Source organism: Acetobacter conturbans (assembly GCF_011516755.1).
Classification (GTDB): domain Bacteria; phylum Pseudomonadota; class Alphaproteobacteria; order Acetobacterales; family Acetobacteraceae; genus Acetobacter; species Acetobacter conturbans.
The window spans coordinates 1-17,813 of the sequence record NZ_WOSY01000024.1 but is presented as its reverse complement, the minus strand read 5'-3'; the positions used below and the strand labels follow the sequence as shown (position 1 = coordinate 17,813).

Genomic DNA, 17,813 nt, shown 5'->3' with positions numbered 1-17,813 from the left:
CATCTCAGACATTCAATCGAGCTTCATTGCTTTCTAAAACCAGACATAGCCTGAAGGAATCCTACCCAATCTGTTTTGGAAGATCACGCTGTCATGGCGAACGAAGCACTCTACCGGCGGGTCGCTCACGTGGTTCCATCCATATTTTCAACGATTGGTATAAGAATATCGAGATACTATCGGACTGGGTCTACAAGGAGATAGTCGACCGAAGTGAAGAAGCTTATCGCGGATTGCCCTTTGGAAATGTTCCGATCATCAAAGCCCCTCTTAGTGCTGCGAGCGACCACGGTCGTCTGCCGGGTTGTCAAACAAGGGCTCGGTGTTTGACAACTGTAATGCAGCATCTCAACATCTGAGCACAATCCAAGATGGGAAGCGAGCTATGGGCGAATTCAATCCGATGACCATCGTGGCTGCAGCGGAGGTGATATCGGACACCCATTCCCACAGCGACATCAATGTTTGGGAGGTGCAATGGGCCATCTCCGATCGGGGAGGCGGCAGCAGCAAGTCGGCTCGGGTATCGAGTTTGGCAAAGGCTGCTTTAAGCGGCGGACCTCCTGTTCATACCGAGGCGGGTCTTGTAACCCTCGAACGCGCGCTGGTGGAAACTGCACTTTCGTATTCATCACGGGTTCAGAACGAGACCTCCTGGCGAAGACTGAAGGCCGGCCTGCGCCAAGACGGATTCGAGGTCCTCGAACGCCCCATGGATGAGAACCACAGCGGATGGGCGCTACAGACGAAACAACCAGATGTTACACTGATCAGAATGCTACCTTCCGATGTCCCCGGGCTGGATATGAGGGAAGCGGAAAGTGAAGTCGTTCAGTTGCTGCGAAAGCATGGTCTGGTTGTAGCGGACGGCCACTTATCCCGCGCCATTTCTGCGTTCCAGCGCGGAGAATGGTCGGGTGCAAACGGCGAGCTCCGGAATTTTCTCGAAAGCTACCTGAACGAGATCGCGATCAAATTCGGCTGCGATCAAATGGCGGACAGTCGACAGAAGCGGGACTTCCTAGGCTCGGTCGTAAAACCGCCTTTTCTGCTTACCGAGTACAACGAGTGGAATGCGGGCGGTCAGAAAACCCCCTTCGTACAGGCCTTGTTGAGTCGACTTCATCCGCACGGGGGACATCCCGGATTGTCGGAGGAGGAGGACGCCACTTTCAGGCTTCAGATTAATCTGGTCACAGCCAGACTGTTTCTGCGACGTCTAGACCGTGGTTCTTACTGACGAGGATACCCCATGCGACCCGCCGCCAAAATTCGCCGTAGAATGAAGTGCCAATTGAATTCGGGGGCCGACTGATTGCGGTCCGTGCCCCGCTGCCCGTAAGCGTTCAGGCAGCAATCGCCCTCATGCAAGACATGCGACATCACGATTTGATACCCGCATAGTGGATAATAAGGGAATGTCGAGAAACCGGTGCTTTTCCCAACCACGTCGCAAAAGCGCATCAGAGACTATCCGAAGTCCATTCGTCGAGTTATCATTCACGTCAAGTTTTCACCGTCCCGGTTGTGTCAATGAAACAGCAGATCGGCTACGCATGGGACTTCACGGAGGACCCGCATCTGGACTTGCCGCGCGACACGCTTCAGGAGGCTGGATGGCATGCATGTCATCTACGAAGAACGCAGCGTGTGCGAGAAGCTGCTCGAGCGGCTCCAAACCCAAGTTACGGGAAAAGCACCATGATACGGTGTATCTCGCACAACGTTTTGCAATATCGGGTTCGTAACTCCGAGTCCCTCGTAAGCTTTCGTGCTTTTTTCTCGGGACTTCGGGGATTTTGATGACGTATTTCCGCGTCCTGCCAGTTGGTACACGACCATCCGCTCAAGCGCGAAATCGCGCCTATTTGCTGACGGATAGCTGGGACGATTGGTTTAAATTTTCTACCCTCTATACGCTCGTTATCTATGATGAGGATGGCGAGCGACACAGCATCGGTGGAGTAAAGATCGGCCAGTTCGCAATGGCGGATGACCAGCGTCGTCCGAATATTCCCAATGATTTCGACAAGCTTGATGATCGTTTTTTTTCACTCGGCCAAGATGACAGCTACTATGACGCTCTCAATAAAATTGGAGCAGAAATTCGCGATCGCGTTCTTGGTGGGCTTCGGGATGTCGCAAATGACCCGGCCTTGTTTGATCGCGCGCTCGGTGAAAAAGTTACCGGAACATCTTTGCTGCGATCAGTTGATCGATCTACCGTAACTGGTCAATTCCATCGGATCGCACAAGGCGGTGCCCGGCTAACTAACTATGAGTTTAGTTATACAGCTCGGAGACGGTCACGCCGCATCGGGCCAATGAGCCTCGCTTTTACGGTCGCACCGGAATCTTATCCACCCACCAACGTGCATGTCTTGATCGGACGTAACGGAGTGGGCAAGACTACATTGCTCAACGACATGACACGGGCGATCGTTGACCGAGATGCAGACGCGAATGAAGTCGGCGCTTTTACTACTGATCTTGACGAAGAAATATTCACCAGTCTCGTCTCTGTAACGTTTAGTGCTTTCGATCCGTTTGAACCTCTCCCCAATCGGCAGGATAAGTCTCAGGGCGTCCGATATGCTTATATTGGGCTGAAACTGATAGGGAAAGATAAGGAGGGCAAGCCGAAACCTCCCAAAAATCCTGATGCACTATCTGTTGATTTCGTCAGCAGCGTGCTGATTTGTCGGCAAAGTGGGAAAGTCTCTCGTTGGGAACGAGCACTCAATATGTTGCAGGCTGATCCGATTTTTCGTGACGCGAATGTTTCGGCTCTCGCACGTTCAGATATGGACGCAGACGATCTAAAATCCGCAGCACGTAAGCTTTTCAGGAATCTCAGCTCAGGTCACAAGATCGTTCTTTTAACAATCACACGTTTGGTTGAGACCGTTGAAGAAAAGACTCTTGTTCTGCTGGATGAGCCTGAGGCGCATTTACATCCGCCGTTGCTTTCAGCTTTTGTAAGAGCATTATCAGATCTGTTAATAAACCGGAACGGAGTTGCTATTATCGCTACACACTCGCCGGTAGTGCTGCAGGAAGTGCCGACTAGTTGTGTTTGGATGGTACGCCGGACAGGCTTGCGCTCGGTGGCCGAGAGACCCGAGATCCAAACGTTCGGTGAAAACGTTGGTCTGCTCACGCGCGAGGTATTCGGGCTGGAAGTTACTCAGTCGGGTTTTCATAAGATGCTTCGGGAGGCGGTGGCCGAACTCCCCAACTATAACAGTGTGGTGCGCCGTTTCGACGGCGAACTTGGAGACGAAGCGCGGGCAATTGTGCAGGGGCTTTTGGCGGCACGCGGCGATCTTGAGGACGAGGACTTCTGATGTGGTCACTGAAGCGCCCGACTTTATCGGCCCTGTCTACCTTCAGTACTTGCATAAGCAGAGTGCGCAATCCGGGACTTGCCGGCCGTCTTGCCCTTGCTAAGCCTGCAATTGTAGTCGCCTCGACACAATTCGATCAAGCCGCACGCGTTCATGCGCTTCATAGTATCGCTACCCATGATGTCGTCGCACCAGACATCACTGTAAGCGAAATGGAGAAGGTCTACACGCAGCGTATGGCAAAGAACGGCTCACCCGGACGCGACACCTACGACGAGATACTTGCTTCGGCACCGGGCGGGCGTTGCCCGTTATGCATGCAGCGCTCTGCGGCAACGCTCGATCATCATTTGCCAAAAGCACACTATCCTGCATTGGCGGTTGCCCCGCTCAACCTGATCCCAGCATGCTCCGACTGCAATAAGGCAAAGTTAGACGCCGTGCCAGTTATGGCTGAGGATGTGCCACTTCATCCATATTATGATGACCTTGGGAATGAGGTTTGGCTTACCGCGACAGTAGTTGAACGACAGCCGACCGCCCTGAGATTTGCTATTACTCGGTCGAATGCGTGGGACGATACGCTGTATGCGCGGGTTAACAATCATTTCCGCTCGCTCGGTCTAGCTGCACTCTTCGCGTCTGAAGCTGCGGAAGAGCTTCTTAATATCCGGCACCAACTTCAGATCTTGCGAGACGCCGAGCCATTGGACGGGGTGCGTGACGAGCTTGAACGGCGTGCCCAAAGCTGCGCGGCTGCTCGGGTCAATGGTTGGAGAACGGCTGCATATCGGGCATGGAGCGATAGTGATTGGTTTTGTGACGGTGGTTTTTTGCCCGGAGGCTAAAACGAAGTCATCGTGTTTAGATGTAGGCGGTGAATTATCTACCCTACTTGGAGAAAATAAGGGTCGGTTTTGGTCCGTATGAATGTCTGGTAATTTGAGTTCTACGCCAAAACCAGTCCTTTCGCTCCCCCCCATATCGGTCGTTTGTGGAGAGGCGAAGCTAACAGAAAACGGGAGGCCGCACGGACCTCCCGTTTTCTGTAATTACCTGTTTATCAAGAGACAGACTGCGATCCGTCTCATTGATCATGATGCCATGCTTTCTTTTTTAGACAACCCTTCGCATCACGCAGCGAGCCGATCCCGGAGTTCGCGAGCCGCTGCGAGAATGGCGGCCTCGTTGGGCCTGCTTCCTTCGGGCTCGCCACTGTTGAGCCGCACCATCTCCCCGAACGCATCACGGGCACCGATAATCATGGACGCCCGACGCCGTGCGGATCCGCCGTCCACCTCAGAGAGTTCTTCCAGTTCGGTGAGGCGGCCGAGAAGAGCCGCGTCAATCGGCGGACGTGGCCGGGGCGGCGTGGCAAAGCCCCCGCGCTCCTTCTGCGCCCAGGCGTAAAGAGGCCCAAGGAACGAGGTGTCGGCCTGCCCGCGCACCCCAAACGGATCTCCAGCCGTGCCGGCAAGCTCGGCGGCGCAGCTTCCGGCCTCGGCAACAATCCGGCCGATGTCGGTCCTGTTGTCGTTGGCGAGATCCGCCACGAAGCGTTTGAGACTGTCGGCCATGGGAGCCTGCGGTTCCTCGGCGAGGAAGCTGCCGTCTTCGATCGCTTCCAGCACTTTCCATGTGTCGGCGTCAGGGGCAGCACCATGGCCTTTCCTGTCGGTCGGCAGCATTACGGGCTGGACGCGACGCACCGCGCCCTTGCGTCCGTTGACCTGGGCGAAGAAGGTCTTGGAATGGGTCAGACGGCCGCCCCACATGGTGATGGCCTCGCCTTCCAGAAGCGTCTGCAGATCGCTCCATGGCAGACGCGAGACTTCACGGATCTCGGCGCTCTGGCCGGCATAGAGATTGCCGACCTCGCTGCGGTCGAGATGCGTGACCTGAGAGACTTCCACCTTGTCGGCCTGCTGTTCGAGCCATTCACGGGTTTTCATCGCGTCCTGCAAACGCATGGCATGGGTGAGGTTGGCGTTGCCAAGCAGCGTGAAGGCTTTTTCACCGATCCGAGCGGTCAGGCCGGGCAGATCCTGAAACGAAAACCAGAACATGCAGTTCAGGCCACGACCCATCGCGGCCATGCGGTCCATGCCATCGGTCACAAAGGCCGCCAGCTCGTCGAAGAACAGATGGAACGGCGCATCCCCCGATCCTGCCTTCAGTTTGAAGATTTCATCGCCGTCGCCATGAAGCTTCGCACCGAGGAGCTGGGCCATCACGCCGCGCTGGGAGGCGACGACGATCTTGCCCAGACCCGCGAGACTGTCCGATGAGTTCTCAAGCGACGGCAGGATGGTCACGAGAATGCGGCGGTTGAGCACGACATCGCGCATGATGATGTCGGCATTCTCAACATTGAAGATGTGACCGAGAGAGACGCCAAGCTGCGTGAACACCTTGGAGAAATACATCTTCGCGTAGCCGTGTTGCTCGGATGGCTTGTTTTCCTTCTGGGCGTTCCATTCGAGCGTGGAATCGTAGCCCGGCAGCTCACCGAGATACGCCTGAAGCGGCCAGAGAATATCAGCCGGGATTTCCGGAACACTCCGCTCGAAGGGGTGATCGGAATCCGGATTGCGGATGAGAAACACCTTGTGTCGGGCGAGTGTGCCGATCCAGCGCAGTTCCATGGAATAGCGGATGCTGTCCACGTTGATGGATATCCCATGGGTATCGCGCATCCACACGAGTGCCGGAATGATCGTGCCTGCCAGACCCACGGCGCGATCACGAAAGACACCGTTGGAATCATTGGGCATCGCCTCGCCCAGCTGACTGACCAGCATTTCGCGGATGGCGTCGGCGTTTCCGCTGCTGAATGGGTTGAAGGTATTGGAATCCTTCGCCCCACTGGCCACGAGGAAGTTGAGGACCAGCACCTGATCGTCCAGACCGAAGCGCCGTGCGAGCGCGAGCACATCACCGTAAACGGTATTGTCGCCCTTGGCGTCGATGAGAATGAAGCCTGATCCGTGTGCCAGCGGGTTGGCCGCCAGCGAGACGATGGCGGTGGTTTTACCAGCGCCCGTGGTGCCCGGGATGGCGGCATGCTGGCGCGCAGCGTCCGATGTCATCCAGATCTGGCGGCGTGTGCGCGCTTCGGTGCCGAGATAGAGAATGCCGTCGGCCTTCTGGGGCTTGCGATCCTTGGGGGAAAGGTTGTTGCTGTCCACTTCGCCTGTGTAGCGCGGCAGATGCAGCGGCAGGCTTTCCGCCCGCATCAGCACCCACATCGCGATAATGGGGGTCAGAACGAGTGCTGGCCCGGTGAGTGCCGGCACAAGCCACGCGCAGAAAGCGAGGGCCAGCATATACCATCCGGCCAGAGGGGAGCGGAGATCGTCCGCCCAGCGTGTCCACCATGGCCGGGAGTCCCGGTAGATCCGCTCCCGGTTGATCTGCTGGTTGGCGACCGGCCCTGCAATGCGACGGGCAACCATCTCAGTTCTCCAGTCCGAAAGCATTGGTGGCAGAAGGCGCGGTGGCCAGGGCATTGCCCGGCACACCGGGGGGCGGTTCGACATGGGCAGGCTGCTTCAGGGCGTCGAGCAGAACCTGTCTGTCGTCAGTGGTTCGCGGAGCCTCGGTCTGGCGCTGGAGGATCTCCGGCCCATGTCCGGGGATTGGCGGCAGCCGCGCGAAAGGAGGGGGCGGTGGCTCCTGCGACGACGGGGGGGCGGTCACCCGCATGACCGCAAAAACTGCGATCACGGTGAGCGCAGCTACAACGGCGGGACGCCGCCATACGCGCCATTTGGCGGCTTCTTCTTTCGGCTGCCCGGCCGGCAGGTTCGGGGCGGCCGGAAGATGGAGATGGACGGGGGCATTGTCGCCGGTGTCCTCGATGTCGAGGGTGACGGGCGCGGATGTGCCGGTCTGGATGACGATACGGGTCATGGGGAAACTTTCAGGCTGCGGGACGGACTGTGGCGAGGGCGCGATCAAGCGCGGGCAGGTAGAGCGGGCGACCGAGGCGGCGCTCTTCTTCCCAGTGGGCGCGCGCGCCGGCCGCTTCGATGCGGGGATTGGGGTGGACGTCTTCGCGCGGGTTCTCGCTGGGAAAGCCCAGTGAATGCAGCGCGTACCAGAGCGGCCGGTCGATCAGCTTGACGATCGCAAAGGCAGGCGGGGCGAGGACACCTGCGGCAAGACGGGCGTCGCAAAGAAGACTCATCAGCGCCGTGGTGGTCCAGCCGTGGGGTTCGCAGCTGGTGGCAATGGCCTCGGTGATTTCAGGTGACGCCAGCAGCCTGTCAGCTTCCCGCACGACGGCCTTTGGTGCAGGCAATGGTGAGGCCGGGCCGTATTCACCGGCGATCTCAATATCCGCCATGGCCTCGGAGAGAGCGCCGAGCAATTCCATAGCTTCCTTGCGGCGCTGCAGACGATGCAGCGCGAAGGCGGCAAACAGGACACGGGCAACGGGAGCGGCATCCTCCGGCCCACCGCTAAAGGACGCGCCGACCTGTCGGCTGAATGCCTCGCTCGCCCCGACCTCATTGAAGCTGCCATCGTCATTGCGCGCGTAGCGGGCAACCCATTCCTCGGATGTGAGGGCGGGATCCGCCGGACGGGGATCGCCGTGTGCGCTCGGGGGGACCAGCGCGGTCAACCGGCGTTTGGCAAACCCACGGAGTGTTGGAAACATGCGCGCCTGGATCTCGATGAAGGAGTCCAGATTGAGGACGCGGCGCAGTTCGCGGTTCTCGCCACGCAGGATGCACACCATGGCGCAGGCGAGCGTGAGGCAGATCGCAGGCCAGCGGATCGCTACTCCGACGATGGAAATCCCGTAGTAGAGCTGGATCAGCCGGATCGTCGAGGGGTGGCGGCAGGCGTGCTGCAACTGTCCGGCAAGATGATTCAGAGCCGGGCTGGGAGTGAGATGCCCGATCTGCCACAGCAGCGAGCGCATCACGAACAGCGAGATCTGCGCGTGCCAGGTGGACCATGCGATCCAGAAGAGAAGCGCGTTCACGATCAGGAATACCGCCGCGAGAACCGCGCCGTTGTCGAAAAAACCATCCATGCCGGATGAACGGGAGTGGGTGGCGCTCATGAGCCTTTCTCCGTGTTGGCGGTCTGCATCAGGTCATGGGTCACGGTCCAGACGCGCTGGAGATAGGCTCGCCCGAAGCGCGGGGTGTGGGAGTGATAGAAAGCGACGGCCTGCCAGAGATCCCCATGGGTCTCGCGCAGCGCATCCGTGAGAATATGGCTGCCTGCTTCGATGTTGGCGCAGGGGTTGTCGCGCAGGGCGTTCCAGGCACGGGTGGGCGTGGTGCGCCAGCGTCGGGCAATCTCGGGCACGTGCGAGCTGTTCACCTGCATCGGTCCCAGATCATAGGTGCCGTTGTCGTTGCGCACGGTGCTGCCAAGACGGCCACCCTCAACGTAGAGAAGGATGAGCAGCACACTGCGCGGCACGTGCTCGTGCCGGCTTGCAGCGGTCAGACAGGCCACGGCTTCGCGGCCGGTCTCTCCGGGCTCCTGCGCGGCAGCGGGGTGTCCGAGGAGAAGGAGACCTGTAAGGCTCAGCGGAAGCAGGCGCTTCATGCCGCCTCCTCGCGCACGGCGCGCTCACCGGACACCTGGATCAGCCGCAGGCCATAATCCCAGACTGTGGGCAGATCGTTGAGCGAGATATGATCGTGCTCGAGGCTCAGGCGTTCGAGAACCTCGAGCAGACAGAGCAGCACGACCACGAGAGAGTCCGCCCGGATGGCGGTCAGTTCCACGCCTGTCGAAGTCTGTTCGGACGGTTTGAGGACCATCCCGAAGCCGGTGCCGGTCAGGGCATGCCAGAGGCTTTCGGCTGCCACCATGAAGGCGGGCAGGAACCCGTCCGGGGCGCAGGCCGCGCTCGTGGCGCCATGGCTCATGGGCTGGCCGTTGAGAAAAACCGGCCGCATCTGACGGGTAATGAGCGCGTGCAGAAGTTTGCCCACACGCTCAGGCGGGAGAGAAAGCGGGTGAGCACTCATCCGTAGCGCCTCCTTTTCCATGTAGGTCGGGCGGTCCGCAGGCGGCCGCACAGGAAGCGCCGCAGGCACCGCCAGGCGGTGACGGGCGTCAGCCCGAAGAATGAGATCGTGCCGAAGAACAGGGTGCCGAGGACGCCGATGATAAGCGTCGTCCAGCTCCAGTAGCTGACGGCGATAAGCATCGGCAGGCAGGCGCTGCCGTCGAGAAAGAGGATGCGAACGGGCAGACCCGTGGCGCGCCACATCAGGCGTCTCGCTTTTCGGCGAGACGGGCGGTCTCCTCGGTGATGAGGTCATCTTCCAGACGCAGCCGGATCGCGGTGGCGAAACTCTGCCCGTCATGGTCCACGGCCTGGCGGATCAGGTCCGGCCACTTCTCCGCGTCGTTTGTCAGAAGCCTGCGCCGCAGGGCGCGGTCGAAGGTGACGAACTCGCGGATCGCAACACGACCGCCGCCTTTGCGTGGCAGCAGACGCTGGTTCATCACGAAGCGCAGCGACTGCGCGAGTGCGCTCACGAGGTTGTCGCGCTCCGCACGCGGACACAGCGAAATGGCGCGCTGGATCATGAGTGGGGCGTCATCGGCATGCACCGTGGTCATCAGTTTGCCACCGGTGATGGCGCAGTTGATCGCCGCATCCATGGTATCGCCGTCGCGGCACTCGCCCACGATCAGGTCGGTCATTTCGCGGCGCATACAGCCCCGCACAAAGGACGCGAATGTCATGTTGGGCGGCCTGATCTCGGTCTGGCTGATCCGCGAGCCGTGCGCGGGCTTGAGGTAGTCGAGCAGGAACTCGATAGGCTCCTCGCCGGTCGCCATGTCGCAGGTGTGGCGCGGATCGAGCAGCTTTGCTTCCGCCAGTCCGAACTGCAGCGTCGATTTGCCGGAACCGGTTGAGCCGCCCACGAACACCATGCCGCTGGGGAGACCGTTGGTGGCGCGGATCTCGTCTTCCACCAGCTGGACGTCGAGGCTTGGGGGCCGCGACGGAATAGGGCGCATGATGATCTGCGTGCCCTGCCCCTGCAGGGTCATGATCGGGCAGATGTTGAGACGGAACCGCAGGCTTTCGGTGCGGCCGAGGCGCACGCTGTAGGCGGTGTCGATCTGTTTGTTCACCTGGATATTGGCGGGACCGTCGTTGCCATAAACATGCCGCACGATGTCATCGACATCCTGCGGCTTCATGGACGCGACGGTGACATACCGCCCGACACCGTGGACCTTGATGGTAATGCGGTGACTGGTCTTGATGTCGATGCGCGACGCGCCCTGTGCGTGCGCCCATTTGAGGAGATCGTCGAGACCGGGCGCGACCTTGCGGGCGTCGGCGACCCACGGGTATTCGACACGCCCCTCATGGGACCAGCCGTCGAACACCACGACGTTGTGTTTGAGGGTGGCGCTCATCGGCAATCCTCCGGATAGCCATAGCTGTTATGGATTTTGCCCTGCAGGCCGGGCTGGCCGGTAATCCGGATGACCCGATCATCCAGATGGAGCATGTCGCCCCCACCCACGGCGGCGCGGTTCTCGAACACCACGCGGGGCTCCTCGACCCGGCCGGCATGCAGAAGCACGCGGTAGCGGGCCATTCCCTTGTAGTCGCTTTCAAGACGGGCCACGTCGGAGAGGAAAATCTCCACGGCCTGCTTCTCTCCGTCCGCCCAGCCCTCGGCGACCCAGCCGTTCCAGTAACGGACTTCTTTGTTCGTCAGTGGCAATGCGGCTGCGGCCGGGTGGCGTGGGTGTGCCCAGAAGCGCACGAGATAGGTCCGCCAGTTGGGCGGCGCCGATGTGAGCTGCGCCTCGCGGGTGATCTCGAATACACAGCGGGTCTCGCGGGCCACCTGTCCGCTGTCGGAGAGCGCCATCGCCATCTGCGCCTGAGTGACGATGGGTGGCTGCATCAGGGTCTGGCCCCCTCCCACGGGGAGCACCAGGGGACGGAAATCGAACGTGCTGTCGAGGACAGGCTCATAGCGCTGGAGCATCTGGTTGATCGCAAAGGAGCGCCCCGCGAGACCGCCCTGCGCGCCATAGATATGGGCGGCTTCCTGTAGCTCTTCCCGGCGTCCGTTCTTGAGGCCGTCGCCTTTTTCGTCGTTGGGGCGGGTATCCTGCAACGCTTCCAGAGAGGGCGGCGCTTCGCCACCGGTCAGGCGCTGCAGATCGTACGACCCCGTGACCGGCGTGTTGGTGGGATTGGCGAGGGCCGGGTCATTGGCCATGACCTCATTGGCCGAGGGCATGGGCGGCACAGGTTCCGGAATGAGCGTGCCATTGGGCGCGGGCGGCGGCCTCGGGCTTTCGAAAGGAAGCGTGTAGCCGATCCTGCTTTGCGCGAGGGCCGGCGTGGCGAGCATGGTGCCGAGCGCCAGCACCGCGAGAGGGCGGAGACGATCAGCCATTGTATGTCACCGTGATGCTGTGCGTGACCGGATCGACGGCGACCGTCGCCCTGTTGCCGGCCTGATCGCCAAGGGCACGCAGATGGTCGAGAACCGGGGCCGTGGTGTTGATGTCCACCGGCACGTCCTCGCGATCGCCGCGCGTGGCGACGGTGTAGCCGATCTCGCGGCCGAGTTTTTTTACGCCCGGCAGAAGCGGGCCTTTCCAGACGAACCAGACGCTGCGGCGCAATTCCTCGGGAACCTGCGCGTTATCGGCGGTGGTCGCGGGAACGGAGACCGTCGGACGCAGGGCGCCGAATTCGGCCATGTCGTGATCGGTGCTCTGGATCGCCCGCTGCAACGCAAGTTCGGTGTTGGGCATGCCGGTGGTCTCGACCGGACCGGGATGACCCGGTGTCGAGCACGCGGCAAGGCACAGCAGCAGGGCGGGCGCGAAAAGATGGTGTCGGTTCATGATGCCCTCCTCGGATTGAGGACATCATCGGATCATCGCGTGCGACTTAACTGGGAGACAAAAATAATTTGGCAGACGAGGAGAATGGGATCTATGGGGCCGCTATCGCCCTCATACTGGTCATTCGGCCGAAATCTAGCTGTTGCCAAAACAGACCGTTTGCACTTTACAGCTATGTATGACCGGTCTCGATTTCATCGCTTCTGTCCTAAAAAACCCTTTTAATAAGGAACTATTTGCTCGCCTCGGACGAATGAGGTTACGCGAATGCCATTTAACAGCCGGGTGCCTTTTCCAGACGAAATGGAATGAGATTTCCGGCTGCGCTCCTGAATGGGGTATAAAAGATTACGACGTATTCTATTTCGACAAACAGGATTTGTCTTGGGAAGCCGAGGATCAGGTGGTACGGCGCGTCACAGCGGAAACGGCTGACCTTCCTATTAAAGTAGAGATCAAAAACCAAGCACGGGTGCATCTTTGGTATGGTGATCGCTTTGGAGGTGAATATCCACAACTTCAGTCTGCGCGTGCTGGCATCGACCTGTACCTGATCTCTTGCACTTCTGTCGGGATCGAGATCGAGACTGGTAATTTATACGCACCAAATGGGCTTGGCGACCTGAACTCTGGCGTGCTGCGTATGAACCCGCGCAATCCAAAACCCCACCTGTTCCGTCACAAGGCGGAGAGCTACCGCAAGCGATGGGCATGGCTTGAGATAATCGAAGGATCGTGTCTCTAATGCTCGCTTGGAAGCCGATTGGGCGGAACCCTCGCAAAGCGACCTAGCCGCTTCAATTATCACGCAGACAGGCTGCTTCCGCCTTCATCTCGGTCATACAGACATCTGATCACTCTACGCAAAGCAGATCTGGAAATTCATCTTTCGCATTATCGTTGCCGAACCTAAGCTAATCCAATGTTAGATACTGAGAGTCGAGTCACGCACTCTGCATGAAAGACAAATAAATTGTTACCGCCGAAGAAGCCTAAGAACCAGCACTATGTCTGGCGCCATTATCTTGAGGCCTGGACTGCCGGGGATCTCATAGCCTGCTACCGACAAGACGCGCGAAATGGTTTCAGATCCAATCCCAGGAACATCGCCAGTGAAACCTACTTCTACCGCGTGTTCGACCTTACCGACGCAGAAAAAAATTACCTCGATCGCGTCATTAGGAGCCTACCGAACGCTTGGGCACAGCAGACTTGTCGCCTGTTCGTGCAAATATTCACGCATGGGGGGGAACTGCGGCGCCAACTCGACAAGCCGGGACTTGAGGAAAAAGAGCGGACTAAGATTGAGCAAAAGGTTCAATATATCGAACGCAGCATTGTCGAACTCTATCACGGCGCCATTGAGCACGAGGGGGCGCCCTTGCTCGCCCGCCTCCGAGCCCGCGACGCGACTTTCTGGGATAACGAGAAGGATGCGTGCGCTTTTGCCGCCTTTATTGCCACTCAATATCTGCGCACGGCTAGAATGCGCGATGCAGTTATCAATATCTCGCGACCGCCTAGCGTAAATCTTGATCGCGTCTGGCCGATTTTACACCATTTTAAGACAACCGAGACCGGGGCAGCTTTGCACGAAGCGCGCGGTCGTTACCGCGCCATTATTCTTGAAAATGCGACGCCAATCCATTTTATCACTGGAGACCAGCCTGTAATCAATCTTAATCCAACTAACACCGATCTGAAACTATATTATCCAATTACGCCAACCTGCGCCCTACTTTTGACAGCAGATCCCTTTGACCAGCCAAGATCGGTCTCTATTCTTGATGCTGAGTGGTTGAACCGAGAAATACATAGATGGTCGCTAGATCAGCTCTATGGCGTTGATCTAGACTATCTCGAGAGAATTTGTGCTCTCGACAAAATTCCGCCCACCTAAAAAGTGAGTTGGGGCGACTAATCAAGGTCTGCTTTAGCCGTTACGGATAACCGGCAGGCGACGTTCTGCTCTCCCCCCCTAATTCGCCTGTCTGCTCAAGCAAACTAGAACAGACAGGCGGCAGTCGCCTCTTTGCGGTCATTACGTATATTACACCGTGATCGGAAAGCAGGCATGCCCGAAAGACCACTGGAACGTTCTGATGGTTTTTGTAAGATACACCATATGATGAAACTCAGTAATTTCGAATCCTTGGTATGCTCCTTGTGCCAAAATCCCGGTGTCTACGCAGTATTGTTAGGATCTGGACTATCTCGGTCAGCAAATATTCCCACGGGCTGGGAAATTACGCTCGAGTTAATCAGGCGCGTCTCATCTTTGAGAGAGGAAGATACGCCCGACAATCTTCCCGAATGGTACAAAGATACATTCGGGAAATCTGCCGATTATTCTGATCTGCTCGACATGATCTCTGGATCTGAGGCAGAACGTCGTCAGATTATTCATCAATTTATTGAACCAAAAAGCGATGAAGACCAACGGAGACCTACAGCCGCCCATTATGCAGTAGCTCAATTAGTATATGATGGAATTATAAAAGTTATTATCACTACAAATTTTGATCGACTAATGGAATTGGCCCTTAAGGAAAAAGGAATTGAACCAACTATAATTTCACATGAGAGCGATATTGAAGGCGCTGAGCCCCTGGTCCACGCTCGATGCACGGTTATAAAGGTTCATGGTGATTATTTAGACACTCGTATCAAAAACACTCCAAACGAATTAGCAACATACTCAGACGCAACGAACACGTTACTAGACAAAATCTTTGACTGGTACGGTCTACTAGTTGTTGGATGGTCTGGAGACTGGGATATCGCGTTACGTGATGCTATTTTGCGCGCACCAGGGCGGCGATACCAACTATATTGGGCGGCCCGAGGAAAGCCGTCTAGCCAAGCACAATCACTGACTGATAATCGAAGAGGTAAAGTAATTGAAATTACAGATGCAGATTCATTTACGACCCAACTTCTAGATGCTGTCAAAGGGTTGCGGGAAAGTATGGAGCCTCACCCTGATAGTCTCGAAATAAAGATCGCTCTATCAAAAAAATATTGCAGGGATGACTATTATAACCTCGAATGGACCGAGTTATTACAAGGTGAGATTCGAAAGATCATCGATCATATCGAGAAAAATCTTCGAACGGATATCAACGACAAACTCACGTTTAATGAAGCAGTAAAATTCCTTGTAGAAGTGTCGCATGGAATTAGGATATTAAGTTTTATTTGCGCCCGATGGGGAACAGATGACTCTTTCAGAATTCTATTAAATGAAATTGAGGGGTTGTCATTTAAACATAAGCTGATAGGAGGTTACGCATATTACATAAATATCCTGAATGTTCCGTTCTCACTCTGCTTTTATTACTCCCTTTTGGGAGCTTATCTATCTGAAAAATATGTGAGAATATTCCAGTGCTTTGATCATGAGATTTATTTATTTAGCTCTCAAACTCCATCAAAATACATCTTCCAAGCTCCTTTCTCATGTTACGACCATATAGAGTGGAAGTTTTTAGATGGTATGGAGCGAAGAAAAATTCCTTCAAGCGCGTTTATTCTTAATTCTCTTAATGGGGATTCAAAATATATTGGATTAAGTGAGGAGATATTAAAAAATTCAATAAATGATATAGAGAAAATAATCACTATACACTACGCATCAGAAAAAATTGAGGAACAAAAGAGAGTTCCTGGGCTGTGGTTTTGGGCTCCCTATGGCGATTACATATTTGATGGATTTAGAATGCCAGAAGATATTTTTGGCTCCTTCTTAAATTCCCATCGCGGAAAAACGCTTGTTTCTATTGGCTTGGCAAATGGGAAAGTAGAAGATGCCGTTAAAAATTTAGTAGAATTTCAAAAAAAGATAAGTTTGGGATGAGAGATTCCAATTTATTATTAAGGAATATTTTTGAAATACAGGTGGCTTCGATATACTATTCTGCTAAAGCGGACATTCTGTTCTCCTTCCATATCAGATCGCTAAGCTTGGGACGATCGATCGCGCCCCCGTAATGAATCTCAGGCCTTGGCTGCGGAGCCGCACGCATTTCACGAGACGAATGCGTCATGTAATGATAGGTAGTCGAATAGGAGAATATTTTGGTCCCATCGATTGCAGAACGTCGTAATCAGCTGGCAAGGCGACTAGCACAGTCATTGAGTAATGACTTTATAGTTGTCGCGGCACCGGACCATCCGCTCGTGTTGCGCTCGGTGGACTTATTGGTCGGAGGACGGTCCGGTCTGACCGCTGTCATGATGTCGACCGCAGAGGAACGTCGTCGGCCTACATTATTCGCAGCGCGACTGGCACTCAACATGATGGCGCTTCCCCCGCACACCAATTTTGTTAGACTCGTGGTCGACGAAGATAAACCAGCCCAAACGGACAATGCATTCGCCGAAGAACTAGAACTCGGTGACCAACGTGCCCAGGCAGCGCTTCTCCGGATCGTGAACAATCCCGCGCACTCCCGACAACTGGATCGGGCTGAAAAAGCCCAGAAGCGCTCGGAAGAGCGCTTCGCAAATACCTACCGGCTAGCTCGGGTTCTGCGACGTGGTTTCCAGGCGGAAGAAGGGCTTAAACGCCGAGGGCCGGTCTCGCGCACCCCGTCGCGTGATCAAATCGGCAACCAAGTGAACGCGGCGTTCTTCTCGGGGACGCCCACACTGACCGCCATGAATAATCTAGCAATGTCGGAAGCAGGGCGGTGGTATGACATCGTCGACGGCGAGGCGGAACCGCGAAATGCAATGGCCAACGCACTTTTCGTCCCAGACTACCCTGAAGTGAAGGGCGATCCCGACAAGGCGCTCCGAGCCGCCGCGTTCGCAGGCTGGGTCATGGTACCGTCGCGATCTGCGAGATCTCTTGATGATGTAGGCATACTGATCGAACGATATGGGAAGCTAAAGTGAGCACTCGAAAGTCCCGCCACCTACTAATGCAGGCTCTGGTAAGGGGGGCTCGGATTTACAATACGGACCCCCTGATGCAAGCGGTGGATAGAGAACTTCAGGAACTCGGACGATGTGTTCGTCTGCAGCCATTGACTCGTCAACGCCTCCTTCAGATTATTCATGCCAGCCGGGCTTTGGATACATGCCTCGGGTCAATACTTCGCGCCAACGGCATCACTCCGAAGTCCGGGATTGGGAAAATGCTCCATCAATTGCGCGCCCTTCCCCCTGCCACGCGTGGCTATCTGGATCACTCCGGAGCTGTCGCCTTTTCTGCCTCCATCGCCCATTCTCGTAACAAATATGCCCACACTGCAGGGAGTTTCCCCTCCTCCATCCAGGAAGTCGATAAGCTGGTGTCCGAGGTACACGCCTGCATGAGCGTCATCCTGTAATAACTTACGAACTGCTGTGAATAGTGTCTGAAGGCTATGGGTGGTTTAGTAACTTCAAGCGACAGATTTATTCCCCACTTTGACCATAAGCAGACCTTCCGCTTCCCCCCCCATAGCCGACTTTTTCCACGGGGAAAGGGTGAGCGATCTGGGCAGGTTGTAACAGATAGAGTGAGAGGGCTGCGCGGTTTCCGCGACGGAATGAGAGGGTAGGAGAGAGTCTCCTGTCCGTCCGTCATGGAGTTTCCCGCCATGGCAA

The 17,813-nt window shown here is 56.5% G+C and carries 17 protein-coding genes; 8 read left to right on the top strand and 9 right to left on the bottom strand.

What is annotated here, in order from left to right:
• The first annotated feature begins 385 nt into the window (after window positions 1-385).
• The 3 genes from GOB81_RS15420 (at window position 386) to GOB81_RS15410 (ending at window position 4,195) form a co-directional block, all read left to right on the top strand.
• Window positions 386-1,240: a hypothetical protein gene (locus GOB81_RS15420; RefSeq protein WP_173571219.1), complete on the top strand. Its 855-nt coding sequence runs from the start codon at window positions 386-388 to the stop codon at window positions 1,238-1,240.
• A gap of 562 nt (window positions 1,241-1,802) precedes the next feature.
• Complete coding sequence (locus GOB81_RS15415) at window positions 1,803-3,347, top strand: AAA family ATPase (RefSeq protein ID WP_173571218.1); 1,545 nt, start codon at window positions 1,803-1,805, stop codon at window positions 3,345-3,347.
• On the top strand, window positions 3,347-4,195 hold the full coding sequence (locus GOB81_RS15410) for an HNH endonuclease (protein ID WP_173571217.1): 849 nt from the start codon (window positions 3,347-3,349) through the stop codon (window positions 4,193-4,195). Before GOB81_RS15415 ends, GOB81_RS15410 begins: the two co-directional genes overlap by 1 nt.
• 285 nt (window positions 4,196-4,480) lie before the next feature.
• On the opposite strand, the gene GOB81_RS15405 is transcribed toward GOB81_RS15410, so the two are convergent.
• Genes GOB81_RS15405 through GOB81_RS15365 form a run of 9 tightly spaced genes read right to left on the bottom strand, consistent with a single transcriptional unit; the run spans window position 4,481 to window position 12,218 of the window.
• On the bottom strand, window positions 4,481-6,802 hold the full coding sequence (locus tag GOB81_RS15405; protein WP_173571216.1) for a type IV secretory system conjugative DNA transfer family protein: 2,322 nt from the start codon (window positions 6,800-6,802) through the stop codon (window positions 4,481-4,483).
• A 1-nt stretch (window position 6,803) separates the two neighbouring features.
• Complete coding sequence (locus GOB81_RS15400) at window positions 6,804-7,259, bottom strand: hypothetical protein (protein ID WP_173571215.1); 456 nt, start codon at window positions 7,257-7,259, stop codon at window positions 6,804-6,806.
• 10 nt (window positions 7,260-7,269) lie between these two features.
• Complete coding sequence (locus GOB81_RS15395; RefSeq protein WP_173571214.1) at window positions 7,270-8,421, bottom strand: secretion/conjugation apparatus DotM-related subunit; 1,152 nt, start codon at window positions 8,419-8,421, stop codon at window positions 7,270-7,272.
• On the bottom strand, window positions 8,418-8,918 hold the full coding sequence (locus GOB81_RS15390) for a lytic transglycosylase domain-containing protein (protein ID WP_173571213.1): 501 nt from the start codon (window positions 8,916-8,918) through the stop codon (window positions 8,418-8,420). The genes GOB81_RS15395 and GOB81_RS15390 overlap by 4 nt, the downstream gene beginning before the upstream one ends.
• Complete coding sequence (locus GOB81_RS15385) at window positions 8,915-9,346, bottom strand: hypothetical protein (protein ID WP_173571212.1); 432 nt, start codon at window positions 9,344-9,346, stop codon at window positions 8,915-8,917. The genes GOB81_RS15390 and GOB81_RS15385 overlap by 4 nt, the downstream gene beginning before the upstream one ends.
• Entirely contained in the window at window positions 9,343-9,591 is a 249-nt protein-coding gene (gene icmT, locus GOB81_RS15380) for an IcmT/TraK family protein (RefSeq protein WP_173571211.1), read from the bottom strand. The genes GOB81_RS15385 and icmT overlap by 4 nt, the downstream gene beginning before the upstream one ends.
• On the bottom strand, window positions 9,591-10,760 hold the full coding sequence (locus tag GOB81_RS15375) for a type IV pilus twitching motility protein PilT (RefSeq protein ID WP_173571210.1): 1,170 nt from the start codon (window positions 10,758-10,760) through the stop codon (window positions 9,591-9,593). The genes icmT and GOB81_RS15375 overlap by 1 nt, the downstream gene beginning before the upstream one ends.
• The gene (locus GOB81_RS15370; protein ID WP_173571209.1) at window positions 10,757-11,761 is read right to left on the bottom strand and encodes a type IV secretory system conjugative DNA transfer family protein; all 1,005 of its coding nucleotides are present in this window, start codon (window positions 11,759-11,761) and stop codon (window positions 10,757-10,759) included. The genes GOB81_RS15375 and GOB81_RS15370 overlap by 4 nt, the downstream gene beginning before the upstream one ends.
• Entirely contained in the window at window positions 11,754-12,218 is a 465-nt protein-coding gene (locus GOB81_RS15365; protein ID WP_173571208.1) for a DotD/TraH family lipoprotein, read from the bottom strand. The genes GOB81_RS15370 and GOB81_RS15365 overlap by 8 nt, the downstream gene beginning before the upstream one ends.
• Window positions 12,219-12,396: 178 nt before the next feature.
• Here GOB81_RS15365 and GOB81_RS15360 point away from each other — a divergent pair, with 178 nt between their 5' ends.
• From GOB81_RS15360 to GOB81_RS15340, 5 genes are all read left to right on the top strand, one after another.
• On the top strand, window positions 12,397-12,963 hold the full coding sequence (locus GOB81_RS15360) for a nucleotidyltransferase family protein (RefSeq protein WP_173571207.1): 567 nt from the start codon (window positions 12,397-12,399) through the stop codon (window positions 12,961-12,963).
• Window positions 12,964-13,191: 228 nt separating this feature from the next.
• Complete coding sequence (locus GOB81_RS15355) at window positions 13,192-14,118, top strand: DUF4238 domain-containing protein (RefSeq protein WP_173571206.1); 927 nt, start codon at window positions 13,192-13,194, stop codon at window positions 14,116-14,118.
• A 174-nt stretch (window positions 14,119-14,292) separates the two neighbouring features.
• Entirely contained in the window at window positions 14,293-16,074 is a 1,782-nt protein-coding gene (locus GOB81_RS15350) for an SIR2 family protein (protein WP_173571205.1), read from the top strand.
• Between the two features lie 440 nt (window positions 16,075-16,514).
• The gene (locus GOB81_RS15345; RefSeq protein WP_173571204.1) at window positions 16,515-17,117 is read left to right on the top strand and encodes a hypothetical protein; all 603 of its coding nucleotides are present in this window, start codon (window positions 16,515-16,517) and stop codon (window positions 17,115-17,117) included.
• A gap of 242 nt (window positions 17,118-17,359) precedes the next feature.
• The gene (locus GOB81_RS15340) at window positions 17,360-17,554 is read left to right on the top strand and encodes a hypothetical protein (RefSeq protein WP_173571203.1); all 195 of its coding nucleotides are present in this window, start codon (window positions 17,360-17,362) and stop codon (window positions 17,552-17,554) included.
• Window positions 17,555-17,813 lie beyond the last annotated feature (259 nt).